22 protein-coding genes, 2 pseudogenes and 2 other annotated features are annotated in these 26,157 nt (G+C 51.6%); of the genes and pseudogenes, 15 read left to right on the top strand and 9 right to left on the bottom strand.

Annotated elements, in window-relative coordinates; genetic code table 11:
* The first annotated feature begins 58 nt into the window (after window positions 1-58).
* Together RSQ48_RS11090 and RSQ48_RS11085 are read left to right on the top strand one after the other, a co-directional pair.
* Window positions 59-1,822 carry a VPA1262 family N-terminal domain-containing protein gene (locus RSQ48_RS11090; protein ID WP_415301790.1) on the top strand — a complete coding sequence of 588 codons (1,764 nt, stop codon included), beginning with the start codon at window positions 59-61 and terminating at the stop codon, window positions 1,820-1,822.
* Complete coding sequence (locus tag RSQ48_RS11085; protein WP_415301789.1) at window positions 1,819-3,237, top strand: hypothetical protein; 1,419 nt, start codon at window positions 1,819-1,821, stop codon at window positions 3,235-3,237. The genes RSQ48_RS11090 and RSQ48_RS11085 overlap by 4 nt, the downstream gene beginning before the upstream one ends.
* A 1,170-nt stretch (window positions 3,238-4,407) precedes the next feature.
* Window positions 4,408-4,518: a sequence feature (AL1L pseudoknot), on the bottom strand.
* Here RSQ48_RS11085 and RSQ48_RS11080 read toward each other — a convergent pair.
* Window positions 4,432-4,794 (bottom strand): annotated as a pseudogene (locus RSQ48_RS11080) (IS3 family transposase); the annotation flags it as partial. (Overlaps the previous feature by 87 nt.)
* Before the next feature lie 412 nt (window positions 4,795-5,206).
* The gene (locus tag RSQ48_RS11075) at window positions 5,207-6,670 is read right to left on the bottom strand and encodes a PLP-dependent aminotransferase family protein (protein WP_240208550.1); all 1,464 of its coding nucleotides are present in this window, start codon (window positions 6,668-6,670) and stop codon (window positions 5,207-5,209) included.
* Window positions 6,671-6,903: 233 nt separating this feature from the next.
* Between RSQ48_RS11075 and RSQ48_RS11070 the strand changes: the two genes are divergently transcribed.
* The 4 genes from RSQ48_RS11070 to RSQ48_RS11055 are packed head-to-tail and all read left to right on the top strand — an operon-like array spanning window position 6,904 to window position 10,061.
* Window positions 6,904-7,803 carry a PLP-dependent cysteine synthase family protein gene (locus RSQ48_RS11070; RefSeq protein WP_415301788.1) on the top strand — a complete coding sequence of 300 codons (900 nt, stop codon included), beginning with the start codon at window positions 6,904-6,906 and terminating at the stop codon, window positions 7,801-7,803.
* Window positions 7,796-8,455, top strand: coding sequence for a serine O-acetyltransferase (locus tag RSQ48_RS11065; RefSeq protein ID WP_415301787.1), 660 nt, complete (start codon window positions 7,796-7,798; stop codon window positions 8,453-8,455). Before RSQ48_RS11070 ends, RSQ48_RS11065 begins: the two co-directional genes overlap by 8 nt.
* Window positions 8,455-9,303, top strand: a complete 849-nt coding sequence (locus tag RSQ48_RS11060; protein WP_415301786.1) for a DMT family transporter — start codon at window positions 8,455-8,457, stop codon at window positions 9,301-9,303. The genes RSQ48_RS11065 and RSQ48_RS11060 overlap by 1 nt, the downstream gene beginning before the upstream one ends.
* A gap of 20 nt (window positions 9,304-9,323) precedes the next feature.
* Window positions 9,324-10,061 carry an alanyl-tRNA editing protein gene (locus RSQ48_RS11055; RefSeq protein WP_415301785.1) on the top strand — a complete coding sequence of 246 codons (738 nt, stop codon included), beginning with the start codon at window positions 9,324-9,326 and terminating at the stop codon, window positions 10,059-10,061.
* A gap of 99 nt (window positions 10,062-10,160) precedes the next feature.
* Window positions 10,161-10,287, bottom strand: a sequence feature (AL1L pseudoknot).
* Here the strand turns inward: RSQ48_RS11055 and RSQ48_RS11050 are convergent.
* A pseudogene (locus RSQ48_RS11050) lies at window positions 10,201-10,563 on the bottom strand (IS3 family transposase); the annotation flags it as partial. Its footprint overlaps the feature before it by 87 nt.
* 163 nt (window positions 10,564-10,726) lie before the next feature.
* Here RSQ48_RS11050 and RSQ48_RS11045 point away from each other — a divergent pair.
* Window positions 10,727-11,350: a glutathione S-transferase family protein gene (locus tag RSQ48_RS11045; protein WP_059318817.1), complete on the top strand. Its 624-nt coding sequence runs from the start codon at window positions 10,727-10,729 to the stop codon at window positions 11,348-11,350.
* Between the two features lie 85 nt (window positions 11,351-11,435).
* Here RSQ48_RS11045 and RSQ48_RS11040 read toward each other — a convergent pair whose 3' ends face one another.
* The gene (locus tag RSQ48_RS11040) at window positions 11,436-12,335 is read right to left on the bottom strand and encodes a LysR family transcriptional regulator ArgP (RefSeq protein ID WP_003799096.1); all 900 of its coding nucleotides are present in this window, start codon (window positions 12,333-12,335) and stop codon (window positions 11,436-11,438) included.
* 112 nt (window positions 12,336-12,447) lie between these two features.
* Here RSQ48_RS11040 and RSQ48_RS11035 point away from each other — a divergent pair, with 112 nt between their 5' ends.
* Window positions 12,448-13,062 (top strand): LysE/ArgO family amino acid transporter, encoded by a 615-nt coding sequence (locus tag RSQ48_RS11035; RefSeq protein ID WP_131070699.1) that lies wholly within the window; start codon window positions 12,448-12,450, stop codon window positions 13,060-13,062.
* Between the two features lie 252 nt (window positions 13,063-13,314).
* Here the strand turns inward: RSQ48_RS11035 and RSQ48_RS11030 are convergent, their stop codons facing one another.
* Window positions 13,315-13,716: a RidA family protein gene (locus RSQ48_RS11030; RefSeq protein WP_003799101.1), complete on the bottom strand. Its 402-nt coding sequence runs from the start codon at window positions 13,714-13,716 to the stop codon at window positions 13,315-13,317.
* Window positions 13,717-13,859: 143 nt separating this feature from the next.
* Between RSQ48_RS11030 and RSQ48_RS11025 the strand changes: the two genes are divergently transcribed.
* Entirely contained in the window at window positions 13,860-14,762 is a 903-nt protein-coding gene (locus RSQ48_RS11025; RefSeq protein ID WP_131070698.1) for a LysR family transcriptional regulator, read from the top strand.
* Between the two features lie 151 nt (window positions 14,763-14,913).
* Here the strand turns inward: RSQ48_RS11025 and RSQ48_RS11020 are convergent, their stop codons facing one another.
* Window positions 14,914-16,197 carry a pyridoxal phosphate-dependent aminotransferase gene (locus RSQ48_RS11020; RefSeq protein ID WP_003799106.1) on the bottom strand — a complete coding sequence of 428 codons (1,284 nt, stop codon included), beginning with the start codon at window positions 16,195-16,197 and terminating at the stop codon, window positions 14,914-14,916.
* 417 nt (window positions 16,198-16,614) lie between these two features.
* Here RSQ48_RS11020 and RSQ48_RS11015 point away from each other — a divergent pair, with 417 nt between their 5' ends.
* Both RSQ48_RS11015 and RSQ48_RS11010 read left to right on the top strand, forming a co-directional pair.
* Window positions 16,615-17,103 (top strand): MarR family winged helix-turn-helix transcriptional regulator, encoded by a 489-nt coding sequence (locus RSQ48_RS11015; RefSeq protein ID WP_003799107.1) that lies wholly within the window; start codon window positions 16,615-16,617, stop codon window positions 17,101-17,103.
* On the top strand, window positions 17,100-17,876 hold the full coding sequence (locus RSQ48_RS11010; RefSeq protein ID WP_003799110.1) for a DNA alkylation repair protein: 777 nt from the start codon (window positions 17,100-17,102) through the stop codon (window positions 17,874-17,876). Before RSQ48_RS11015 ends, RSQ48_RS11010 begins: the two co-directional genes overlap by 4 nt.
* Before the next feature lie 24 nt (window positions 17,877-17,900).
* Here the strand turns inward: RSQ48_RS11010 and RSQ48_RS11005 are convergent, their stop codons facing one another.
* Window positions 17,901-19,025 (bottom strand): metallophosphoesterase, encoded by a 1,125-nt coding sequence (locus RSQ48_RS11005; RefSeq protein ID WP_415301784.1) that lies wholly within the window; start codon window positions 19,023-19,025, stop codon window positions 17,901-17,903.
* Between the two features lie 386 nt (window positions 19,026-19,411).
* On the opposite strand from RSQ48_RS11005, the gene RSQ48_RS11000 reads away from it, so the two are divergent.
* Window positions 19,412-21,487: a catalase gene (locus RSQ48_RS11000; RefSeq protein ID WP_003799113.1), complete on the top strand. Its 2,076-nt coding sequence runs from the start codon at window positions 19,412-19,414 to the stop codon at window positions 21,485-21,487.
* Between the two features lie 45 nt (window positions 21,488-21,532).
* On the opposite strand, the gene RSQ48_RS10995 is transcribed toward RSQ48_RS11000, so the two are convergent.
* Window positions 21,533-22,336 carry a hypothetical protein gene (locus tag RSQ48_RS10995; protein ID WP_415301783.1) on the bottom strand — a complete coding sequence of 268 codons (804 nt, stop codon included), beginning with the start codon at window positions 22,334-22,336 and terminating at the stop codon, window positions 21,533-21,535.
* Window positions 22,337-22,442: 106 nt separating this feature from the next.
* Here RSQ48_RS10995 and RSQ48_RS10990 point away from each other — a divergent pair, with 106 nt between their 5' ends.
* The 3 genes from RSQ48_RS10990 to fdxA all read left to right on the top strand — a co-directional run bounded on the left by RSQ48_RS10990 (window position 22,443) and on the right by fdxA (window position 24,567).
* Window positions 22,443-22,772, top strand: coding sequence for a hypothetical protein (locus RSQ48_RS10990; RefSeq protein ID WP_003799117.1), 330 nt, complete (start codon window positions 22,443-22,445; stop codon window positions 22,770-22,772).
* Between the two features lie 251 nt (window positions 22,773-23,023).
* Complete coding sequence (locus tag RSQ48_RS10985) at window positions 23,024-24,097, top strand: linear amide C-N hydrolase (RefSeq protein WP_415301782.1); 1,074 nt, start codon at window positions 23,024-23,026, stop codon at window positions 24,095-24,097.
* Between the two features lie 137 nt (window positions 24,098-24,234).
* Window positions 24,235-24,567, top strand: a complete 333-nt coding sequence (gene fdxA, locus RSQ48_RS10980) for a ferredoxin FdxA (RefSeq protein WP_219234928.1) — start codon at window positions 24,235-24,237, stop codon at window positions 24,565-24,567.
* Here the strand turns inward: fdxA and RSQ48_RS10975 are convergent.
* The gene (locus tag RSQ48_RS10975) at window positions 24,564-26,099 is read right to left on the bottom strand and encodes an MFS transporter (protein WP_131070694.1); all 1,536 of its coding nucleotides are present in this window, start codon (window positions 26,097-26,099) and stop codon (window positions 24,564-24,566) included. The two genes, fdxA and RSQ48_RS10975, sit on opposite strands and share 4 nt — an antisense overlap.
* Window positions 26,100-26,157 lie beyond the last annotated feature (58 nt).

Here is a 26,157-nt window from a genome sequence, read left to right as displayed (position 1 = left end):
CTGCCCCGAAGCTATCAAACAAACTATAAAACACGCTAGAAAAAGAGGTTTACTGGCCATGGCCATCAGGCAGTCACATAAACAACAGGAAAGCGAAACACTTTGGAATATTGCCCAACAGTTAAGTCATTTGCAGAAATTGCTGTCTCCAGGTGTTATTGGTAACTACAAGAGCTTCGAAGTAACGGAAATAGTTGGTTTTCATAAAGATAGACCAAAAGAGGCAACTAATTTCATGAGTTTATTAGTCGCTGAATTAGCTAAACCGCCAACAGGCGGCTTTTCAGAGTCAAAATTCCTTAATGATAAAAAACGCATTGTCTTGCCAGAAACACCTTGGCAATTTGGGGTTGTGCGGTACAGAATTGCAACTCAAAGGATATTCCAAGCGCTTCAGAATCTTGACGACACTGGTGAGTGGAAATTAGGCAAGTCGGCATTGAGGGTCGGGGCACTTACCCCACTACCTCCACAATTTGTGGCTTCTGATGCAGTATTTTCGCACCCATGGAATGGTGTGCTTAAAAATAATTTCTGGGAGGGTTCTCATGTTCTTGAACTTTTCGATAACCAGAAAACGGATGTGAGATTTCTCCTGGACGAACCGAGGCTTCTTAAGCAACTGGCGGCGGATGTCATGAATTTCGTAAAGATGGGCATTGATGGTCTATCCGACCGTCTTGGAAATATTCTCATCCAATTCCCTGTAACAGTCGTGACGACAAGCGTGTCCAGTTCGTCAAAGGGGGATTTTCTTGTACAGCCAATCTGGCACCACGGTACGCCGGCACGGCAGTTAAGGGTGTCATGCGAGAAGTATGAGGACACGACTGTGGAAGGTTATGGCTCCAAAGATGTTACTGGTTCGCAAGCGACCTTCCCGCTTTACTCACCGGGAGGTGGGGCTCGATACGTACTATGGGACGACCAGCACCAATTAGTGCTTGGGGCCTCTGCGCAAACTTCGTTCATCACGAGTATCGGTATGGATGTTCACGTTGTGGGAGAAAGCATTAGCACTCGAGAGTTCTGCCTCCCACTGTTAAATGGAGTGCAAAAGTCAGTCACCATTCCACTTATTGATAAACGAAGTCCCAGCATTATTGGCACCCCAACTTCCAATCCACGTGAGCCATGGCGAGAGAACAGAGTTTTTAGAGATAGTTTAAAGAGTATCCAAGCACGGAGGGAATTTGTTCAATACGGCGGGCTCTCTGGCGCAGGTACAGAAGATGCACTCCAGGACATTCACGCACTGCTTCGAGCTCATGGCAAGATTGGAGCATGGTTGTGGGACCCATATCTTGATGCCAGAGACATTCTTTCTACGCTTTTCTACTGCCCACATAAAGAGGCTGACTTACGAGCGCTCACAGCAGGGGCGGAACCTCCTGTAGCAACGGATAGCGATATCTGTTGCAAGGTTGCCACCGTTTGCCAAAGGGTAGAAAAGTGGCTTCGCACTCGTTCCTTTGGGAGTTGTATAGGGCTCAAGCTAAAAGCAGCGTCACCTCCCAAGCAATCTTGGAAGGATAAACAGCTTGAGATGTTCATGAACTCAATGGGCAATCACAAACACTTGAACTTGGAGTTCCGTATACGCCAAGGGAACGCTGGCTGGCCGTTCCATGACCGTTTCTTAATTTTTCCCTCCGAAACAGGTCCGGCAACAGCTTGGTCTCTTGGAACATCAATTAACAGTTTCGGCAAGAAGCACCATATCCTCCAAAAGGTTGCCGACGGAGAGCTGATTAGACAAGCATTTCTGGACCTTTGGGATAAGTTAAGCGGGAGTGACTATCTCGTTTGGAGAACGCCATGAACCCTACAGCGATGAGCCTTGCTCAGTCTGTCTTTCAAGCAGCCTTGAACTCTGGCTCCTCCACTGCACCAGTCGGATTGAGCCAGTTTCTTGCTAAACTTAGCTCGGACTCACTGCCACAAACCTTTGATGCTGAAACTGTAGGACATAACACCGGCGATGAGTTTCCTTTTCTGCGCAATATGATTACGTTGGGGACGTCCCCTGATGCGGCTGCTTCTGCTGCGTGGGAGGCCGCAGTGCGATGGGTATTGAATGCTCTACGCAATTGGGACCCTAATGAGGCGAACTCACTCAACAAGCTTTGCGCACTACTTGCAGCGTTAGCAGCGTTAGATGCAGGCTTCACTGGATTTTCTTGTGTTGCGACTCAGCTGGACTCAAGCCGTCTGAAGGAAGGATTACGACAATTACTAGAGAGAACGAGCGTGGACGCAGGGCTCAATGAGCTACGATTCCCCGAACTTCGTCAGGAGATTGAATCCTGTGTTAGCAGTCGCAATTTGGAACGGCTGTGGCAGGTGCTTCGCCACATACACTTCTTCCCCACATCAGATGTTTGTGTTGCAGTGGTGTTCATGTACAACGCTGACCCAGCGGTGCTTGCTGGTATTATTGAAAGGCGAAATGATGTTCTTTTTTCGCTCATGATTTGCTCTGCACTTGGGGACCAAGCCTTAGTGCTAGCGCCCAGAGTCGATAACCTATTCTTCAAGTTCGTTAGCATCGAAAATTTCAGGCAAGAACATACGACAAGTTCACCGGTTAGTTCCCAAAATACGCTACAGGTGCTGCTGCATCAAGTAGCGCAAACATCTGCTGCAGATTGGACGGCATGGATGCAGGCATTGTTCAAATATCCGGGCAACTTTTCATCCCTAGAAGCAGCTTTGTCCGCTGTGCTACAGCAGTTGTCGCTAGACCACTGGACTGCATTTTTTAAAGCACTATCGTTAGGATATTCACACAGAGCTGCAGTACCTGTTGCCGCCATCCTTATCCCGTGTTCTGGGTCAGCGAGTGAGGGAATGTGGTCCGCTGCTTATCAAGTCTGGTTAGAGTGGAACTACGGCCAGTGTGATAGTGGTAGTGTAATGTTTGCTCCAGTTGCCTGCGCCTTGGACTTTCCTGTGTCTATGTATTACGCATCATTGCCAAGCAATATACGTTTAACGGAGGAAAGTAGTCTTCTGAGCGCCATCGAGACACTGGAGCAACAGTGGTTCGATTCTGCGACAGCCTTGATAACTGAGAGAAATAGACTTAAATCTCGATTGCGCTTAGTACAGCATGGAATGACGCTTGCAAATGGGGGTACTCCGACACTCCCCCCTCCAATCCAGCCTGAAGCAGACCTTTACTCCCGCATTAGGTATCATTACCACGATATAAATTCAGGTTTAATTGATTTGTAGAGTGGTATGCGTTAGGTTTAAAGCAGCGGTTGCCGCTTAGGGATTGGGCCTAGTCCTTTCAGAGTAGGTGCTCTCAAGGTTACGTTATGTTGAGTTACGTATCTCTCTTAAAATTTCTGGCATTGGGTTTTTGCTGAATTTACTTGTTATTTTTACAGCATTTAGTTTCTTAGCGGTAAGTCGGCGGATGACAAGCGTTCTTGCCCAACCAAGGGCATTGTGTCCCAGCCCTTAATAAGTGGTGCCTCCTTAAGTATTTGAGCTATCAACTCTTCGAGGTGGTATTTACGAGTTGGCTTATCACTACCTACTGCAGTATCTAGTTGGTGGTAGGGTAACAGGTGAGTAGGGACGCCTTCTTTCAATTAATGCTCTTTGATGATTTCATCGGGTGCGACTGAAAACTATTCGCTATCGTTACTTTTTGGGATGGCTTTCATAAAACCTCCAGATGCTTACGCAGAAAGATAAACACTTTTTGAGTCATCATAATTGCGTTTGCGCAGATGGAAAATAGAGTGCTTATCAATAGGTTAGTAATGCTTTTTATAAGGCTTATTCGTCATTTACGCCTTATATGATGTATTTATACTCATAAACTGGCAGTTCGTTCGTGAGTTTTTTGCTTTAAAGTTCAAGGGTGGAGGAAAACCCTTCGGAATTTCATGGCATTAGCGATACTGCCGGTATACGCTTTATTTTGTCGTGAAGTGCCATCTTATGCTTTACAAGATGGACGGGATTTGGCCTGAAACGACGAAAATACTGTCAGCTTATGCTTTATTTTCTGCCAGTGTTTTCGTAACTCCACATTAGCGGTCATTGGTTTTTTCTTTTTGGGGCTGTTTTAGCATGGGCTGGGCACGATCATCAGATGACCTTTTTAATAGCAGATCCAGCAATGGCGGGACTGAATGCTTGTTCGGCCCTGGACTCTGTCCCAATGTCCGCGTCCGGCATCCATCTTCCATAAATTCTGGCGATCATTGTTCAGTCACTGCTGCCCATCTGACTGAGCACCCACAACGGGTGCTCACCCGCCGACAGCATCATGGAAGCATAGGTGTGGCGGGTTTGGTAAGGGCACCTGTAACGCCCATCTGCTTTTTTCAGAATTGATACCCACACTTTCCGAAACTGCTGGTCGCCAGTCCAGCGTGGCCAATTCTACGGCAGCCCTGGTTTTTCAGTGCGCTCGACCCCGTAGACGCCCCGGTGTCGGTCTATATAGGCATTTACTTCTTGAGCTCGCGGTCGAGTGCCGCCTGGTCAATAAAAGCGCTGGCCGACTCCAATAACTTGTTGGTCCGGCGTAGCGCCCTGTTTTCGCGCTCCATGCCTTCCTGCGTTCGCGTTCGCTGCTGGTCATGCCATCACGCCTGCCGCTGTCGATCTCGCTGCGCTTGACCTAATCGAGCAAAGCGGCCGGTACGCAACCGATTTTCGGCGCAATAGACTCAACACCCGCCCACAGCGACGGGTACTCACCACGGTGTGCTCCTGTACCAAGCGCACGACACGCTCACGGACTTCAGGGGGAGCTTGTTCGTGCCCCATTCCCTCGACGCTTGGAGCCTACTCTAAACCTGGGGCGATTCATTTCATGCGATGGAAAAGCCCGTAAGTTTCCAAAGGCTTAAGCGCTCGATAAACCTGCGTTGGGGCCGTTTGGACATGTTCCCGCAGTTTGTCTAGGAGGGCATCAGCGATTAAGAGTGCGTCTGACTGCTCCAATGTCATAACGACTCGTTGCTGATTGATGGTAGGTTGTATCCCAAGTACACATCATTATATAAACATTATGTTATAACGTAGCAATTATGGGGCGAAGTTATGTTCTCACAGGGATATAAACGGACATTAAGTAGGTGGACGAGGAAAAAAATTGCGGATAGAAAGTTATTGTTCAGACGAAGCGGCCCAGAGGTGGCTAAAATTCAAAGAATAACGTTTTGAATAAAAACTCTTTCTACGGCTTATGTTGAATGGATTCATGATTTCGATTTGAAGATATGCCAGTCAGTGCACATGCCTTAGCGCCGACACGTTCAATAGCAAAACGATATTTTTCATTAAACGGATAGCAGCATGATATTCGTAATGCGTTGTTATATCGAGAGTTAGGTGAATATAATGCGCCTGGAGTAAGGCAAATATTTTCTTTAAGCATCTCGATATGTAGCTCAACGGTATCTATATTTCCAGGTATTTCTACCCAGAAAACAAATCCACCTTGTGGTTTTGTGGTGCGGGTTCCTGCAGGGAAATAGTTCGCTATTAGCGATTGTGCTTGAGCCATATTTTGTTGGTAGCGTTTACGTAGTTTTCGCAAATGATGATCGTAGCCACCAGATTCTAAAAATAAGGCGATGGTCTCGCACAGTAACCTAGACTCGGTCATTGAAAGCTGGTTTTTAAGACGCTGTACTTCTTGATTGAAGCGTCCAGCGCAGATCCAACCAATTCGGAAGTCTGGGGCTAGGGTTTTAGTGAAACTTGAGCAAAAAATAATCCAGCCATCGGAATCAAATGCCTTAACCGCTGGTAAGGTCTGATCAAAATGAAGTTCACAATACAGCCCATCTTCAATAAGAGGAACCTGATATTTGTTCACTAATTTGGCCAACTGTTGCTTGGATTTGAGAGGCATGCTGCAACCAAGAGGATTGTGCAAATTAGGCATGCAGACAATGGCCTGAATTTTATGGTCCTTCATTAATAACTCTAAAGCTGTAAGGTCTAAGCCGGTCTCAGAATCCGTGGGAACTTCAATTACATTCAATCCTAATGTGGCTAATAAAGGTATTAAATAAAAATAAGTAGGGGACTCTAGGGCAACGCAATCACCAGATTTGGTGGTTGCCAAGAGCGCCAAATGCAATGCATCTATACAACCGTGTGTAATAGTGATTTCGGTGATATCAGTAATAGCACCAACATCGAGCATCCGTCTGGCTATCTGGTGTCGTAAATTTAAGCTACCAGGTGGCAATGCGTACTCACAAATCATATTGTGTTGGCGCCGGACGATCTGACTCATGATTCTACTCAGCTTTTCACTTGGATAAAACTCAGAGTCATGCTTTGGGCAGGCTAGAGAAATATTTGTGAAAGCTGGATTTTGTTGAGTGGCAAAAGTCGTTTCAATTAGCTGCAATACGCCTTGAGTAGGAGGTGCGCTGGCACTTTCTATAGGAAACGTTTGTTTAAGGCGAGGGACTTGTTCACGTACATAAAAACCTGATTGTGGCCGTGCCTGTATCAGTCCTTGGTCTTCTAAATGGCGGTATGCGGCAACAACAGTGTTGGCACTAACTGAGTAAGTTTTTGCGGTTTGCCTTACCGACGGAAGTCTTGAGCCGGCTTTAAAAGTTCCTGAGCTAATCGCCTGGTTTAGCTTATTACTCAACGTCAAATACAGTGATTCATCCATAGAATACTTCCTGTAAATATAGGGTTGTATAGGCACGCTCGGCCATTTTTTTGACTTCCGGTCTATCTATAGTCAACTGTAACCATAACAATAGCCTAGCACTGCTGCTATATCAACTAAAAAATTTAGATTAATCTTAGGTGGATGGATATAAACAAAACTGTTTAGGAAAAATTCATTTTTATTATGTTTATCTAAATAATGATTGGGTAGAAAAGTATTAAGGGCTGGCTATGACTGAGTTGCTAAACTATGTGGGAAATACTCCAATTATAAAAATAGAAAATATATTTAATCCAGATAGAGCTGGTGTTTATGTAAAGTTAGAAGAGTTCAATCCTGGTGGGAGTATTAAATCTAGACCTGGAGTGCATATGGTATTAGATGCACAAGAAAAAAAATTATTAACGAAAGACAAAATAATTCTGGAGCCGACAGGTGGTAATACTGGTTTGGGAATTACTATTGCCGCTATAGCTTTGGGGTATAAAGTTAATTTAGTAATTCCTGATAACTTCAGTAAAGAGAAAATAAAAAATTTAGAAAGTTATGGGGCCAAAATTATATTGTCTGATCACAATACTGGGCCAGGGTCGCATGTTAGGCTGGCGAGAGAAATATTGAATTCTGATAATAATTATATTTCTCTAGATCAGTTCTCTAATCCAGCTAATCCTTTGTCGCATTATTTGACTACCGGGCCAGAAATTATAAATCAATTGAAAGTTCGTAAAGTGGATGCTTTTGTCGCTGGAATTGGAACTGGCGGAACTTTAATGGGAGTGGGTAGGTATTTAAAAGGGATTAGTTCGGACACAAAGGTAATAGGTGTTCAACCCAGCGGATGTGATTTTAAAAATAATATTTTTATTCCACATAAGATTGAAGCTATAGCGGTGGGTTTTATTCCTCCAATAGTAAATTTTAATCTTATTGATCATATGATAAATGTTGATTTCAATGAGGTAATGGAATTGAGGAGTTGGTTAAGTAAAAATAAAGGTATTTTTGTAGGTGTGTCATCAGGAGCAAATATTCTTGCTTCTCTTAAAGAGGCTAAAAAGTATAAAAAAGGAAAGATTATTGTTACTGTTGCCCCTGATAGTGGTAGGAGCTATATAGGCTATGAGTAAATGTAAAAATATGCCTATGCTTGCTATTTCAGATGAGGAGATAATTCTTTCAAAAGTGGTTGGGGTGTTAAGTAGATATAGTATTTATTATTTGAAAAGGAGTGAAATTCTTGATTTATGTTCAATGTTAATTATGGATATGAACGCGTTTCTTGAGAAAGATCCATCTGCAAATAATGATTATAGATTTCTTTTGCTGTCTTATTCGTCATTTGATGCGGTGATTGGATACCGGATATCAAATTATATTTTATTTAATTACGGAAAGGTTATCGAAGCAAAAAAAATATCGGAATATTTTAAGGTTAGAACAGGGATTGAGATACATCCAGCAGCCAGTATAGGTCATAGTTTCGTGATTGATCACGGGGTTGGTACGGTAATTGGAGAAACTTGCGTTATTGGAGATAATTGTTATTTTTTACAGCAAGTTATTTTAGGCTCTTCTCATATTGCATTTAACGAAAAAAAAAGCCGCCACCCTATTGTTGGGAATAATGTTGAAATTGGAGGGTTTGCTCGAATTTTTGGTAAGGTCCGTATTGGCAATAATGTCAAAATTTCACCTCACTCTATAATTAGATCTGATATTCCTGATAACTGTTCAGTAGTAATGGAAAGTAATGAGCAGAAAATAATTTTGAGAAATTAATGAAAAGTCGTTCGTTTTTTTTAACTATTTTTTTTGTTTCATGTCTGGCGACCGGAGGGATATTTGTAAAATTAAGTGATTTGGGGCCTGTTGCAACTGGGTTTTATAGGGTTCTATTTAGCATTCCAATATTGTATCCATTGCTTAAGTTTGAAAAAGGAAATCATTTATCTATAAGAGATAAGTCGTTGATATTTGTTGCTGGTATGTTCCTGGCAGGAGATTTAATTTTATGGAATATTTCTTTTCATTATACAACGGTAGCTAACGCAAACTTATTGGCTAACTTAGTTCCATTTACTATTGTTCCGGCTGCTTATTTTATTTATAAAGAAAAAATTTCTCGTAATTTTTTAATTAGTTTGATGGTTACATTAATTGGGTTAGTGGTTTTGATAGAAGGGAAGGGGGATTTATCGAACGGTAGCTTATATGGTGATATGTTAGCGTTCGCTACATCTATTTTCTATGCTATTTTTTTGCTTATTGTTTATAAGGTCAGAGAAAAGGCAAGTGCTATTCAGGTAATGTATTACAGTGCATACGGATCTATAGTGGTACTTCTTATAAGTAGCCTTCTCATGGAAGGAGTTTCCTATCCTAATGATTTTGAAGCTTTGTGGCCATTGTTGGGTTTGGCCATATTTTCTCAGATATTAGGGCAAGGCGGTCTTAGCTATGTTTTAGGTGGTATATCTGTCAACTTAGCTGCTGTTCTCGTTCTGATGCAGCCTGTAATTTCAGCGATTTTATCTTATTTTATTTTTTATGAAACATTAACTGCACAAGAAATGTTTGGAATTTTTATTGTATTGACAGGTATTTTTTTAGTAAAAAAAGAAGGTTAAAAGATATTGAAAGGTAAATAATGCGTACAACAATCAAGCGTTATTATGAAAAGCCAGAAGAATTAGAATGTAAGGCTAGAATAGTGGGTATCTATGATTTAGCAATTGAGCTTGATCAAACTATAGCGTACCCGGAGGGTGGGGGGCAAGAAGGTGATCATGGCAAGATTCGATTGATTGAGAACCCTAATATAGCTATCGAATTTAATGATACTCAAATTTGTGATGCTATACCTATTTTTATTGATGGGTTTTCAGGTATTAAAACTGGTGGAATAATATTGCATAAAGTTGAAAATAGGGATGGGTTAATTAATTTTAACGTTGGTGATGAGGTTTTGTTGAGAATTGATCGTGATCGTAGAAGAAAAATGTCTTTAAACCATAGCGCAGCGCATATTTTGTACTGGGCTATTGATCTATGTCGTCCTGGGGTAGTTGGAAATACGATTGGTTGCCACATTAAAACTGATGGTGCCAGATTAGATTTTTTGGTTGAAGACCGTTTCAATCAAGAGGAAATAAATAAGATTGAAGAGCTTGCTAATGACTTAATCAGAGGGGGATGTTCGATAACGATGAGTTCACGAGAGGACTATCCGGATGCCCGTTATTGGGAATGTAATGGATATGTAATACCGTGTGGCGGGACGCATGTAAAAAATACTAACGAGCTGCCTCTGCTGAAAGTGCAGAGGAAGAATATTGGTAAAGGTAAAGAAAGATTGATTTTAGAGCCTATAAGCCAATCTTCTTAAATGAGTTTTCTTCTCTGGTTTCATATGAATCACTCCAGGAGTCGAGGAGCTGTTTGGTTAAAATACGGCCTTCACCGGCACAGCGCGCTAGAGTGGGTACGGTGATAGAGTTTCTTCAGCGCGCTTGACGATGGCTCCGCTCGACCCCGTAGACGCCCCGGTGTCGGTCTATATAGGCATTTACTTCTTGAGCTCGCGGTCGAGTGCCGCCTGGTCAATAAAAGCGCTGGCCGACTCCAATAACTTGTTGGTCCGGCGTAGCTCCCTGTTTTCGCGCTCCATGCCTTCATGCGTTCGCGTTCGCTGCTGGTCATGCCATCACGCCTGCCGCTGTCGATCTCGCTGCGCTTGACCTAATCGAGCAAAGCGGCCGGTACGCAACCGATTTTCGGCGCAATAGACTCAACACCCGCCCACAGCGACGGGTACTCACCACGGTGTGCTCCTGTACCAAGCGCACGACACGCTCACGGACTTCAGGGGTAGCTTGTTCGTGCCTCATTCCCTCGAAGCTTGGAGCCTCCTTAAAACCTGGGGCGATTCAACAGGGCGAATGAGAGCCTGTTTGTGATGCTCCGTGGTCCAAGCCTCGCATCATTTTTCCCGAACCCGGGATTCACAGCGTCATAATGGCCTCTTTAACGACAATAAAAGAGGAGCACAAGATGGCACGTTGGGTGTTTTATTCCGCAACAGGTACCTGTGCGCTGGCAACACACATTGCCTTGTATGAGGCAGGTGCGGATGTCGAGGTGGTCAAGCTGGATTTCGCGGCTAATCAGCAGCAAAGCCCGGAGTTTTTGCGTATCAACCCCAAGGGGCGTGTCCCGGCGCTGGTGACTGAACAGGGGACATTGACTGAAACTCCGGCTTTGCTGGCCTTTGTGGCACAACGCTTTCCGCAGGCACAGTTGGCGCCTCTGGACGACCCTTTTGCTTTTGCTCGTTTGCAGGAGCTCAACAGTTATCTGGCATCGACGGTGCATGTCGCCCATGCACACAAGCGCCGGGGTGCCCGCTGGGCCGATGATCCCGCGGCCCACGAGGCCATGCGCCTTAAGGTTCCACAAAATATGACGGCGTGTGCTGCCTTTCTGGAGTCCCTTATTGTTGGACCTTGGGTGATGGGCGAGCAATTTACCGTTTCCGATGGCTATCTTTACACCGTGGGGAGCTGGCTTGAAGGCGATGAGGTGGAGATGAGCAGATTCCCCAGGCTGGTAGCCTATCTTCAGCGGGTTGGCGAGCGTGAGGCGGTGCGCAGAGCCGTGGCCGAGGCGGCGGCCTGAAGGCGTCGTGCTGGATCGAGCGTGCCGCGCACGACCAGACTGGGGCCGATCAGATCAGATCGGGATGGATCCGATCCGTCCTTGATCAGTCCTGTACAGGGCCTAAAGAGCTGCTGGCGGCGTTTTGCAGCGCGGCACCTATATTACGCAAGGTGTCAGACCGGATCGCGGCATGCTGCCAGTACAGGGGGACATCCAGCCAAAGGCCCGGGGCGACCAAGGCCAGTTCCCGGGCTGCCAGAGCGTCGCAAACCATGGAGTCCGGGGCCAGGCACCAGCCCAGCCCCAAGGCTGCTGCCTTCACAAAGCCGGTCGAGGTGGGCAGATAGTGGATGGGGGGGGCAAGCGTCACATCGGTGATCTGACGTATAAAACGCCATTGCAACTCGTCTTTGCGATTAAAGACAATCATGGGGGCTTGAGCCAGTGAGTCTGCCTGTGCCCCTTGACTAAAGTGTCGGCTGACAAAGGCCGTCGAGGCAATGGCCTGATAACGCATGATGCCCAAAGCCTGAACCTCACAGCCTTGCAAGGGTGTGGGCTCGGCAGTGACCGCGGCCAGCACAGAGCCATTTCGTATCAGCTCCAGCGTATGGTCCTGGTCATCAACCCGTACATCAAACAAGTAGCCGTGTGCCTGACTGAGCTGGGCCAGAGCTTGAAGGAACCAGGTGTCCAGTGAATCGCTGTTGACCGCAATAGCGATGGGGCGGTTCGTTCCATTTTTCTCGGGCAGGAAATCGGCGAGGGCCTCTGCTTCCAGAGCCTGCATGGGACGGACACGACGCAGCAGCAGTTCGCCTGCCGGTGTGGGGCGACAAGGCGGTTGGCGCAGGACCAGAACCTGCCCCAGCCTGTCTTCCAGTGCCTTGATCCGTTGTGAGACGGCAGAGCTCGTGATGTGCAGCCTACGTCCAGCTGCCTCGAAACTGCCTTCCTCCAGGACTGCTGTAAAGGCTCTTAGCTGTGGGTGCAGTAAATCCATGACAAGTCCGGAGTGATTAGTTTTGCTTAACTATGTAAAGAGTAATTAGCTTTTCTTAATAGCTAAAGGATAGCACTATAAGGCGGTTTTCAAGTTCCGAGAGGGGAGCGGTATGTTTTTCTCTGTTGCAGCGACGGGTTTTTTGAGCGGAGCTGGCCTGATTATCGCTATTGGCTCTCAAAATGCCTTCGTGTTGCGGCAAGGTCTGGAGCGTCGCCATGTGGGGCTGGTGGTCGGTATTTGTGCGCTGGCTGATATTGTCCTGATTCTGGGAGGCGTTGCTGGTATTGGTACCTTGGTGCATGAGTGGCCAGGTCTGTTGCAAGTTCTGCGTTGGGGGGCCGCAGTCTTTCTGGCCTGGTATGGATGGAGGGCCGTCCAGCGGGCCTGGGCGGGCACGGGCAGTTTGCTAGCCGGTCAGGGAAGCGAGCGCAATCGCCGCCGTATAGTGCTAATGTGTCTGGCGTTTACTTTTTTGAATCCCCACGTTTATCTGGATACGATGGTGCTGTTGGGTAGCTTGTCCATGCCCTATCCGGGTCATTTGCAATGGGCGTTTGCCTTGGGCGCCTGTGCCGCCAGCCTGTGCTGGTTCCTGGCCCTGGGCTATGGGGCACGTTTGCTGCAGCCGGTTTTTCGTCAGTCCTTTGCTTGGCGAGTACTGGACGCCTGTATTGCGTTTTTTATGTGGGCCTTGTGCGCTTTATTGCTGTTGCGGCCGTTGTGAGAGTGAGCCAGGTTCTGCCCAGGCCCGATCTTTTTGTGGAATCCAAGAGTGGGGCTGCATCGTGGGACAGCTTTCTGAGATTCGATCGGCCCTGGCAAATGGTGTCCCCCGTCAAACAGACGTGCGGACGAGTCCTGATGCAGACACCTTGCCTCCCACCCTGAGATGGTCGAGAGGGGGGAGATGGCCGAGGTGTCTACCGTTCGCGCCGAGAGGTCGGGATGGGGTTTGCTGCCCTGCATTGCCCGGCCTCTATTCACCCTGGGGAAGCTGGGCTACCACCTTGATCTCGAACTGAAAACCCGATAGCCAGGGCACGCCGAGGCCGGTCAGGGCCGGGTAGGGCGCATCACCCCAGTAATCTGGCAAGACTTTCCACAAGGTGTCCAGATTCTTCTCGGGGTCGACCAGAAAGAGGGTCACGTCCAGCACATGCGCGAAGGTGCAGCCAGCGGCCGCCAATACGGCACGCAGGTTCTCGAAGGCCAGACGCATCTGTTGTTCCAGATCGGGTTCGGGCGTGCCATCTGGATGGCTGCCCACCTGCCCTGATACAAACAAAAAGCCATTGCAGCGCACCGCAGGCGAATAATGAGCACGTTCATACAAGGCGTGGCGCTCAGAAGGAAATACGGCTTGGCGTAAGGGAGTCATTCGGGGTTCCTCTACCGGCTTGAGTGGGTGAAGTTGATCAAGTCATTTACTGTAGGCGTTGGGCGTGGGCGGATAAACCCTGGATGACGAACCACACTGTTTCTATAATCAAAACAATGACCACTACGCTTTGGAGATAATGCGTGGACCGTTTTGAAGCGATGCGCACCTTCGCCAAGGTGGTGGAAACCGGCAGCTTTACCAAAGCGGCTCAGGCCTTGCATATCAGCCGGACACGGGCCACGCATCTGGTGCAGCAACTGGAGGCCCACTTGCGGGTGAGTCTGCTCAATCGCACGACGCGCAAGGTCAGTCTGACCAGCGCAGGCGCCTTGTACGTGGAGCGCGTGCAGCAACTGCTGACTGACCTGGACAATACAGAACGGGATCTGGCGCACGTCTTGGCCTTGCCTGCCGGGCGTTTGCGAGTCGATGTGCCCAGCTCGTTGGCCAGTCGCGTGCTGGTGCCTGCCTTACCGTCTTTTTATCAGCGTTACCCTGATATTCAACTGGATATGGGGGTGGGTGATAAAGCTGTGGATCTACTCGATGAGAGTGTGGATTGCGTGGTTCGAGGTGGCCCGATTCAGGATCAGGCTTTAGTAGCCAGGCGAGTGGGGAGCTTGCGTCTGGCGATATATGCCGCCCCGGCGTACCTGAAGCGGTGTGGGACGCCAGTCCATCCTACCGAACTGGATAGCTCGCAGCATTCGGTGGTGGGCTATCTTTGGGAGCATCAGAACAAACCGTTTCCGTATGCCTTGCGTCGTCACAAGGAAAGCGTAGTTGTGCGGGGATGTAGCGGGTTGGCTGTCAACGATGGCAATGCCTATCTGGCAGCGGGTGAGGCTGGTCTGGGACTGGTTTGTCTGCCCGACTATCTGGCTAATGCAGCTGTGCAGGAAAACCGCTTGGTAGCCTTGTTTGCTGACTGGAGCATGGACCCCATGCCTTTGCATGTGGCGTTTCACCGTAACAAGCATACGAATGTGCGCTTGCGGGCGTTTATTGAGTGGGTTGGGGAACTGCTCGCGCCGCTCTCTTGAAAGCCGCAGCGGCGCATATCCAGGCAGGGGCGCTGTCGCTCCTGGGGTTGCGCCCGAATCGAGTGCGGTTGCTGATGCGTTTTTCCTGAATTGAAGTGGCTTATAAAAAAACCAAGGATGGGTCATCCTTGGTTTTTGGGCGAGTTCTCGCTTAGGAGGCGTCGGTACTGTCTACAGCGGCCAGCGGGGTTTGAGAAAACTCGGGGCGTTCCGTGCCGTGCTTGATCCGATACTCTTTCAGGAACTTGGCGATGCGGTTGATTGCCTCGCGCAAGTCGGGCTCGTGCGGCAAAAAGACCATGCGAAAGTGGTCGGGGTGGGGCCAGTTAAAGCCGGTACCCTGAACCAGCATGACGCGAGTGGCTTCGAGCAGTTGCAGGAAAAATTGACGATCATCCTTGATGGGATAAATTTCGGGGTCCAGACGGGGGAACATATACAAGGCAGCGTGAGGCATGACGCAGCTGACTCCCGGAATGGCCGTAATCAGCTCATAGGCCAGATCGCGCTGACGACGCAGACGGCCGCCTTCGCAAACCAGGTCATTAATGCTCTGGTAGCCGCCCAGCGCAGTCTGGATAGCCCATTGGCCGGGAACGTTGGCACACAGCTTCATATTGGCCAGCATGCTCAGGCCTTCGATGTAGTCGGCACCGGCTTTCTTGTCCCCGGAGATCACCAGCCAGCCGGCGCGGTAACCACAGGCGCGGTAACTCTTGGACAGGGAGTTGAAGGTCAGTGTCAGTACGTCGGAGGACAGGCTGGCCATGGCGGTGTGCTTCATGTCGTCGAACAGGACCTTGTCGTAGACTTCGTCCGCCAGCAGCACCAGATTGAACTCGCGTGCAATGTCCACCAGGGCTTGCAAGACCGAATCAGGGTAGAGCACGCCAGTGGGGTTGTTGGGGTTGATGACCACCAGGCCTTTGGTCCGCGGCGTGATTTTGGCGCGGATGTCGTTCAGGTCCGGAATCCAGCCATTGGATTCGTCGCACAGATAATGAACGGGTGTGCCGCCTGACAGGCTGGTGACAGCCGTCCATAAGGGATAGTCGGGCATGGGCAGAAGCAGCTCGTCCCCATCGTCCAGCAGCGCGTTGGTCGCCATGGCGATCAACTCCGAAGCGCCATTGCCCAGGTAAATATCTTCCAGCGTCACGCCCTTGATGCCCTGTTGCTGGGTGTAGTGCATGACGGCTTTGCGCGCGGCAAAAATACCTTTGCTGTCCGAGTAACCCGCCGAGTTGGGCAGGTTACGAATCATATCGAGCTGGATCTCTTCCGGGGCATCAAAACCGAACACCGCCAGATTGCCGATATTCAGTTTGATCAGTTGCTGGCCCTCGTCTTCCATTTGCTTGGCCCGGTCCATGATGGGGCCGCGAATATCGTACAAAACATTCGCCAATTTGCTCGATTTCTTGATGCTGTTCATGATGCTAGTAAACGGATTCCATGTGTGCTGCTGATGATCGGTGGCTGCCCGGAGCAGATCCTTATCCCGATGCCGGTTCAATGCCTTGCCTGTTCCGCCGGGGGCGGTGGGGCGGGTGCGGGGCTATGTCTGCAAGATGGCGTGTCATAGTCCGGCCAGCCTTATACCTTACCGCATGCGTGGGCCTGTCTTGTGCGCATCATCCTTAAAATTTGGCATTGTCGAGTTTTGGCGACACTCTGGAGGCAAAAAGTTTCCTGTTGGGGGGGGCAATGCCGAGCTTGGCGAGCCGGGGCGGCCGTGCCAAGGAAAAAGAGGGGGCCTGACGCTGGCACCGTGGAATCGTCTTTGTTATTGGGCTTGTTTTTGATGGAGTCAAACATTAAGATTCGATATCAAACTATTTGATATCGAATTATGAAACTGGACGCCAAATACCAAGCTCTGCTCTCTCATGCCCGGCAGCAAAAGGGCATCAACATTCAGGGTATGGAGCTCTGTTTTCAGCTCTTGTCTTTATCGGCCCGGATTGATCGGGATTGTGCGGCCTTGCTGGCCCCTCACGGTTTGAGCGAAGCGCGTTTCGTGCTGCTGTTTTTATTGGAAAACGCCCCCGAGGGCATGGCCTCCCACCGATTGGCCGAGCGGGCCGGAATTACGCGGGCAACGGTGACAACCCTGGTGGATGGCTTGCTGAAAGCGGGTTTGGTGCAGCGTTTTGCAGCCCAAGCGGATCGACGTTCTGTCATGGTGAAACTCAGTCCCCAAGGTGCTGAGCTGGCGAAACAGCTGGTGGCAACCCACGCCCGCTGGATTGGTCAGTTGTTCAGCCATTTGTCGGCGGCGGAGTGCGTCCAGCTTGGGGCCCTGTTGAGCAAGGCAGCGGGTGGAGAGCAGGCATCATGAACACAGAAAATCGCATTGGCTATGCCAAAGTGGCGGATATACCGGCTGAGGTTCTCCAGGCTTTATCAACAGGAGAAATGTCGGCCGCTACCCTCACCGAGTCCTTGGCTATTGATCAGCGGGTGTTGGCGGCCGTGGTGTTTCCTGAACTCGATGAGCACGCGGTCCGGCATATTCAGTCGCTGGCCCAGCTGGGCATACTCAAACGCATGAAAGGCCTGGGCGAGTATCTGTGGCAACGCTACGGCGAATGGGCCTGGAAGCGCTGCCTGGGTCATCGCGCCGATGTGGTGCGAGGTTGGGCCTGTTTTATGGTGGGCGCGCGTGAATCGCTAAGCGTGCCGGAACGTCTGGAGGCGTTGCGTCCCTTGGCGGACGATCCACACTTTGGAGTACGCGAATGGGCCTGGATGGCGGTGCGTCCCCACTTGGTAGCCGAGCTGGACCTATCGATCCAAACCTTGCAACGGTGGGCGCACGAGGACTCAGCGTATTTACGCCGTTTTGCCTGTGAAGCCCTGCGCCCCCGAGGGGTGTGGTGCGCACATATCGCCGTTCTGAAAAAGGAGCCAGAGCGTATGTTGCCCATCCTGCAGGTGTTGCACCGGGATGATAGCGTCTATGTGCAAGACTCGGTCGCCAACTACCTGAACGATGCGGCCAAGGACCAGCCGCAGTGGGTAAGGTCGTTATGCGCTCAATGGCAGACGCAGTCGCCGCAGGATAAGGCTGTGCAGCGCGTGTGCAAACGGGCGCTGCGCAGCGTGTCCTGAAAAGGGAAAGGGTTGCGGTCGGTCTTAAGGGGCGCGCAGGGTAATCAAGGTGATTTCTGATGCGCGTCCCAGGCGTAGCGGAAAGCCGGCCCATAGTCCCGCTCCGTAACTGACATACAGTTGCATGTTACCGACTTGATACAGTCCACCTACATAGCCGTCATTGGCCATCTGCACGATCTTGTGCATGCCCAGAATATGACCGCCGTGCGTATGGCCGGACAGTTGCAAGGCCACGCCTGCCGCAGCACTTGTTTTGGCGGTGTCTGGTCGATGGCCCAGCATAATGATGGGCATGCCAGCCGGAATACCGGCCACGGCAGCACCGACATCCGGCATGGGCTGCCCGTGCACCGCAGCCGACTTGTCGGTAATCCCCGCCAAGGCAAAGGCTGCGCCATTTCGCTGAATAATGCTGTGCTCGTTCAACAGCAAACGTAGCCCCAGACTCTTGAAATGCGCTATCCAGGGCTGGTACTGAGTGTAGTACTCGTGGTTACCGGCAATGACCCAGACTCCCTGAGGGGCTGACAAAGCGTGCAAGGGAGCCACATCGTCCCGACGCGCATCGACAGTGCCATCGACCAGATCCCCGGTAATGGCAATCAGATCTGGATTCAAGGCCTGTGTCTTTTCCACGATCGCCTCAATCCAAGGACCTTGCAGCAGGCGGCTGGCGTGCAGATCCGTTAGTTGAACGATCCGGAAACCATCCAGATCGGGTGGCAAGTCCTTAATGGTCACCTCGACCGTTTTCACCTCGGGTACTTGCACGGCTTGCCACACTGCTAGTGCGGACAAACTCAGCGCCGTGATACCCAGAGCGGCGCGCAGTGTTGGCGAGCGCAGCATTACCAGGCCAAGTGGCTTGTAAAGAACACGCATCAGCAGGCCGGTCAGATCCGTGAACAGGGTCAGGCTGGCGGCCAGCAGGACACTGCCAAATGCCCAGCCCAGGACCATGATAAGGGCGGCAGGGATCTCCGGCGAGGCGCGCGTGCCCCAGAACAGAGCAACCGTATAGTGATGCAGGGTGGCGGCCAGCGCCAACGTGCTGAGCAGATATTTGATCCAGGGCCGAAGTTTCAGAGGTTTGATCAATCGCCAGGCGACGTACAGGGCAAGACAGAGAGCAGCGACTTGAAACACAAGGTTATTCCAAAAAGAAACCGAGGCCGCGCAGACCGCGCGGCTGTAAAGAGGGGCCGTACAGAGCGACAGCACGTGCATGATGCCAGAGCTCAGCCTTTCCGGGCCGAATGCTCGCATAAAAAAATGTGGACATGCTTGATTACGTTTCGAGAAATCGATTCGCACATGCCTTGTGCAAAGCCTCTAGGCTCTTTTAAGACTGCCCGCTTGGTCAGGGTAGCGGTCCCGAGTGACAAGTGCCTTGTTCCGTCAGGAGCAAAGATCGTTTGCCAGCCTCTGGCCAGTTATGCGAACGCGTGGGCGTAGTAATGGTCATGCCATGCAGACCGGCTAAGGCCGCTTCTGAAGGAAGAGGTTTGTTGTGTGATTCGATTGGAGGACATATGGTGACGAAAAAATCAGCAGCGACGAACAATCAGGACTCCCTGGGTCAGGGAGGGGAGTTGCATCAGGCGGGCCATACCGCCTTGACCAGCAATCATGGCATGCCGATTTCGGATAATCAGAACTCCCTGCGCCTGGGGGCTCGCGGTCCTACTTTGCTGGAAGATTTTGTCCTGCGAGAGAAAATATTTCATTTCGATCACGAACGCATTCCAGAGCGCATCGTGCATGCTCGTGGCACGGGGGCGCATGGCTATTTTGAGTGTACGCAGGCGATTCCGGAGCTGACCCAGGCCTGTGTGTTTCAAAAGGAAGGGCATCGGGTGCCGGTGTTTTGCCGCTTTTCAACCGTAGCGGGTTCCAAGGGGTCCAAGGACACGCCGCGTGACGTGCGTGGTTTTGCGGTCAAGTTCTATACCGAACAGGGCAACTGGGATCTGGTCGGCAACAATATGCCCGTGTTCTTTATTCAGGATGCCATCAAGTTTCCGGACCTGATTCATGCCGTCAAGCCCGAGGCTGACCGCGGTTTTCCCCAGGCGGCCTCTGCCCATGACACGTTCTGGGACTTTGTCTCGCTGATGCCTGAATCGTTACATACGGTGATGTGGCTGATGTCGGATCGCGCCTTGCCTCGTTCCTTTCGCATGATGCAGGGTTTTGGCGTACACACCTTCCGTTTCGTGAATGCGCAGGGCAAGTCGCATTTTGTGAAGTTTCACTGGAAACCCAAGCAGGGATTGCAGTCGACCTTGTGGGATGAGGCCGTCAAGATTTCAGGTGCGGATTCGGACTACCTGCGACGTGATTTATACGAAGCCATTCAAAGCGGCGCTTTTCCGGAGTGGGAGCTGGGCGTGCAGGTGTTTGATCAAGAGTGGGCGGACCGGCAGGATTACGATGTGCTGGACGCCACCAAGCTGATCCCCGAGGAGAGTGTACCCGTCAAGATTGTGGGCCGTATGGTGCTCGATCGCTACCCCGACAATTTCTTTGCAGAAACCGAACAGGTTGCTTTCCTGCCTTCCAACGTGATTCCCGGCATCGACTTTACCGACGATCCTTTGTTGCAGGGCCGACTGTTTTCTTACCTGGATACCCAGAAATCTCGACTGGGAACAGTCAACTTCCATCAGATCCCGATTAATGCGCCACGTTGCCCCTTTAGCAATATGCAGCGCGACGGCATGATGCAAATGCAGGTTCCCAAAGGCCGTGCGACCTATGAGCCCAACAGTCTGGATGAGGTCGGTGAGCCGGGTGGACCTCGTGCCCAGGCTCAGGGGTTTCGCAGCTTTCCCAGTACCGTGGAGGACGGGGCGAAACTGCGTGTCCGGGCAGAGTCGTTCGCTGATCATTACAGCCAGGCACGCCTGTTTTACCGTTCCCAGACGGAGGTGGAGCAGGAGCATCTGATTGCGGGCCTGGTCTTTGAGCTGTCCAAGGTCCAGCTCAATCATGTTCGCCTGCGCGTGCTCTCGCATATGCGGATCATTGATGAGGATCTGGCCAAGCGGGCTGCCCAGGGCTTGGGCCTGACGCTGCCGGCAGCGGCCAAACCAGCCCGCCCGCCAGTAGACATGCCACCGTCCAAGGCTTTGTCGATACTGGCTCAAAAGCCACCCGTCGCAGGCCGGATGCTGGGCATTTTGCTGACGGATGGAGCTGACAAGGAATTGCTGCAGATGCTGCTGACCGGTGCGCAGGAGGCGGGAGTGGCGGTCAAGCTGATTGCGCCTCAGGTAGGAGGCGTGACGCTGTCAGACGGGACGGCGCTGGCTGCCGATGAGAAGATTGCTGGGGCACCGTCGGTCCTGTTTGATGCGGTGGCCTTGTTGCTGGGACAGGGACAGGCCTTGAAACTGTGTACCAACAAGGCGGCGGTTGATTTCGTGGCTGATGCTTATGGTCACCTCAAAGCCATCGGTCACGATGGGGGGGCGCAGCCTTTGCTGGATCGGGCAGGCGTGTCGGCAGACAAGGGGGTATTCGTGATCAAGACGGGAGAAGACCTGCTTGGCAAGGTAGCCACGCGTTTCTGGGAGCGCCGTCATCAGGTCGATGGAATGGCCTGATAGCGGGGAAAAGGGGCGCTTTCGAGCGCCCCTTTTCCTATTTTCCTAGTAACGCCAGCTCAGACCCAGCACCGGACCGGACAGGTGTGCATCAAAGATTTGGCCGGATCGGCGGTAGTTCACATCCAGCATCTTGTATCCGGCCGTCAATGAAAAGTTCTCTGACAGATCGTAGTTCAGGGTCAGGGTGGCCTGATAGCTCAGACGTGAGCCCACGTTAAATCCGCCCACGTGAATTTGCGCCTGCGTGGAGAGCTCCGGGTTGAAACGATAAAACGCGCGCAGTCCCACCATGGGGTCTACCCAGTTGAAGCTTTCCTGATGGTGACGGTTTCGGCCCGCGATGCGCAGGTGGGCACGGCTGCGGATGTCCCAGAAGGAAAAGCCGGCCAGTGCGTCCAGGCTGGCTTGCTCGGAATCATAGAAGCGATAGCCGCCTTGCAGGGTTCCCATAAAGAGACGCGTGTCCATCGTTCCTTCTGCCGCACCCACCAAGGGCAGCCCGCCCACCACTTCACTTTCACGGGTGTTCACATAAAGCAGGTCGCTGTTGAGCACATAGCGGTCGCGACGCATCCAGGTATTGAGAAAAGCAGCTGCGCGCAGACTGTGCCATACATCCGAGAACGACTTTTCAATATCCAGTGAAGGGGCGCGTTTGAAGGGAGAGCTCTCTCCAGACAGGCCGGTGATCCAGGCGTAAGGGGTGATCTGCACGGCGTAGCGGGATGAGGGGGGGTTATCGTGCAGAGGTTCTGGTTGCTGGGCGTTCACCTGGGTATGAAGCAGGGCGGCCAGGAGCAAGGCAGCCAAGTGTTCATAGCGCAAATGCGTGAGTGTCCGTGTCATTGTTCTGAGGCCCTTTTTAGCGGTAAGCAGTGACGGCGCACTGGCGCCTGCCGTGTTTCTTTCGGTATGCTGGACAAGTCGATCACCAATTTGTGGAGAGCGTGTCATGCATGTGTTTTACCTTAGCAAGCAAGATATTGATAAGTTGTTGCCCTTGGTGCAAGCGGCGTTACAAGCTGATCGTGGTGGACAAGTCGGCTTCACGAATGAGGAGTTGGCCTTGCGTTCAGCGCTGGAAAAGCTGCCTGACCCCAAATTGTCCGAACTCTTGGCCGGCGCGTTGGTGGACCCAGGCCGCAGTGCGGTTGGCCTGGCTGATGAGGATTATCGGGAAAATCTGCTGGCCTTGGAGACGTTTGACAGCACCTATGTCCTGGCTCAGTTAATGGATAACTATGCACGCTTGCCTGGTTTTTTTAACTGTCTGGAGTTTTAGTCCGATGCGCAAAAATGGCCCTTTGAAGGGCCATTTTTTTGGGGGGGCTCTTTATGACCGTGTTGACGCTGTCAGCCTGCGTGGCTCCGTTTGCGGCCCTGTTTTTGTCGGACCCGTACCACAAGCACCCATGTTGCTTGACGTGGCGCCTTAATCCTGTTTTTGTTACGTCCATGTCCAATGTGTCGACTGTGGAAGCAGTCGGTTCTTTGTTTCATTGATTGGGCGGCTCGCCGTCTCTGGAGAAAAAGATGTTGTTAAACAAATGTCGTCGTACCTTGGTGGCGTGTGCGCTTGGTCTGGCTTTGGCGCCGGCAGTTTCCCAGGCCTGTACTCGCGCTGTTTTTCTGGGTGACAACGGGCAGGTGATTACGGGCCGTTCCATGGACTGGAAAAGGGACGTCGGGACCAACCTCTGGATCTTTCCGCGTGGTGCCAAGCGTACTGGAGAGGCTGGGCCGGCTTCCATTGAATGGACATCAAAGTATGGCAGTGTGATTGCCTCTGGCTACGATATTGCATCGACCGACGGCGCCAATGAAAAGGGCCTGAACGTCAATCTCTTGTGGTTGCCGGAGTCGCAGTTTCCCACCCCGGCAAAGGGCGACAAGACCTTGAGCTTGTCTTTGTGGGGGCAGTATGTGCTGGATAATTTCGCAACGGTGGCAGAGGCAGTCGCTGCGCTGGAGAAAAACCCCTTTGTTGTGCTGACCGACTCCCTGCCCGACGAGGATCGTCTGGCGACCTTGCATCTGTCGATGTCGGATGCCTCTGGTGACAGCGCAATTATCGAATATATCGATGGCAAGCAGCGCATTCATCACAGTCGCCAATATCAGGTCATGACCAACTCGCCCACCTTTGACAAGCAATTGGCGATCCGGGATTACTGGCAGGACGTGGGAGGGCTTAATTTGTTGCCCGGAACGAGTCGGGCGGCCGATCGCTTTGCACGCGCGTCGTTTTACATCAATGCAGTGCCGCGCAATCTGAGCGATGACAAAGCGGTTGCCAGTGTCTTGAGCGTGATTCGCAATGCCTCGACGCCTTACGGTATGACGGTTCCCGATCAGCCGAATAACTCATCGACCCGCTGGCGCACGGTGTTCGACCACCAACGCAGCTTGTATTATTTTGACTCGGTTCTGTCGCCTGGCGCTTTCTGGCTGGATATGAAGAAGGTGGATTTCTCTGCCGAAACTGGCAAGGTGATGAAGCTGGATCTGGGGCCTGAGCAAAGCACGGTTTACATGGGTGAAGTGCTGGAGCATTTCAAGCCTTCCCAGCCTTTCCGTTTTCTGTCCGTGAAAGCACCTGCTATTTAAGACGGTTGGACACAGACTTCTGTGTCCAGCTGAGTAGGCGGCACTAGAAAAAAGGGGTAGGGCATGTAGGACATGAAAACGAGTCATGTTCAGCTGTTATGCTATGCCCCGTCTTGATTTGTTAAAGCTGTTGTTGAATGACCTACGTAGTAACGCAAGCCTGTATTCAGTGCAAGTACACCGATTGTGTGACGGTGTGCCCCATGGACTGTTTTTTTGAAGGCCCCAATTTTCTTGTTATTCACCCTGATGAGTGCATTGATTGCTCCATCTGTGTGGCAGAGTGCCCAGTGGGGGCGATTGTCAGTGATCAGGATGTCACGCCCGAGCAGCAGGTGTATGTGGAACTGAACCGCAGCTTGAGCGCACATCCAGCCTGGAGGCGCATCACTGAACAAAAAGCGCCGTTGCCAGACCATGAGTATTGGGCAAGCCAGCCCGACAAGTTGGCGCTATTGAAAAAAGACTAATCGGCGTGCGAACGCCCGGGGGAGCGCTGAAAGTACCAGACCGCCAGCGCAGCCATTGCCAGTAGCACAGTACAACTGGCCAGCACGGCGACATAGCCTCGGTCGAAGGCATCGCGAGCCAACTCCGCCAATCCGAAGGCCTGCTCTTGTGGCAGGTTCTCCGTTATCAACAGGGCCTGATCCAGGCTGTCGTAGGCCAGGGGATGAGCGCTCAATGTCTCGGGCAAGATCAGGCTGGCGCTATAAACGAACGACAGCAGGCTGCCCATGAGGGTCACGCCCAAGGCGCCGCCCAGTTCATACGACATTTCTTCGACAGAGGCCACCATCCCGGCACGTGAGGGGGGCACACTTTGCATGATGGTGCTGGAGGCGGCAGTCATGGCCGCGCCTATACCCAGACCCAGCATGACCAGGCTGATTACCTGCAAAAACTGGGCACTGTTGTGCCAGAGCAGGTAAGCCGCCATGCCTGCCGCTGCCAGGCTTAGGGAGCCGATCAGCAGACGCTTGCTGCCAATAACCATCAGCAAACGACCTGCCAGGGGACCGGCCAGGAAGGCGGCCAATGGCAAGGGAATAATGGCCAGACCCGCCTGCAGCGGCGAGAAGCCCAGTACCAGTTGGAGGCGTTGGCTAAAAACGAGCTCCATGCCAATCAGGGCGGCCGAAGCGCTCAGGGCGGACAGAACAGCCGTACTGAGCGTGGCATTTTTGAACAGGGCAAAATCCAGCAAAGGAAAGGGACTGCGATTTTGCTGCCGGACAAACCAGCCCAGAAAGAGGACGCCGACCACCAGGGCTCCCGCTGTCAGTCCCCAATCGGTATAGAGCTTGCCCATTTCCTTGATCGCCAAGGTACTGGCAACCAGCCCCACCATAATCAGCACGGAACCTTTGATATCCCAGGGTCGGGAACTGTCCGGCGTGGAACGCGGCACCAGCAGCCAGCCCATGGGCAGGGCGATCAGTACGATAGGGACGTTGATCAGAAAGACCGAGCCCCACCAGAAGTGCTCCAGCAGAAAGCCCCCCAGGACCGGTCCAAAGGCCGCGCCGCCCGAGGCGATGGAGGACCACACACCAAAGGCCACTGCGCGTTCACGCTCATCGTGAAAAGTGATGCGAATCAATGACAACGTGGCGGGCATCATCATGGCGGCAGCCACGCCCAGAAATGCCCGTGCCGCGATCAGAAAGGCCGGGTTGGGGGAATAGGCCGCTGCTACCGAGGCCACTCCAAACATGGCCAGACCAGACAGAAACAGGCGCTTATGGCCGAGACGATCTCCCAGCGTGCCCATGCCAAGCAGCAGGCCAGAGACGACCAGCGCGTAACTGTTAATGATCCAGAGCTTGTCGGAGGCCGACGCCTGCAGGTCATGGGTCAGCCGGGGAAGGGCGGTGTAGAGCACCGTCATGTCCACCACAATCAACAAGAGTGCCGCCGATACAATGGCCAGAATCAGCCAGCGACGGCCGGGGGACAAGGGAACGGGTGAGAGGTGACGGTGAGTCGGACTGTGCAGCATAACAACGCAAAGGAGTGGCAAAACCCGTATGATCCATCAATATTATCAACCGACAAAG

The sequence above is a fragment of the Alcaligenes sp. SJTW-7 genome, assembly GCF_047716895.1.
GTDB lineage: Bacteria > Pseudomonadota > Gammaproteobacteria > Burkholderiales > Burkholderiaceae_B > Alcaligenes > Alcaligenes ammonioxydans.
Note: the sequence above shows the minus strand (reverse complement) of the source record. Positions and strands in the feature narration are given on the sequence as shown.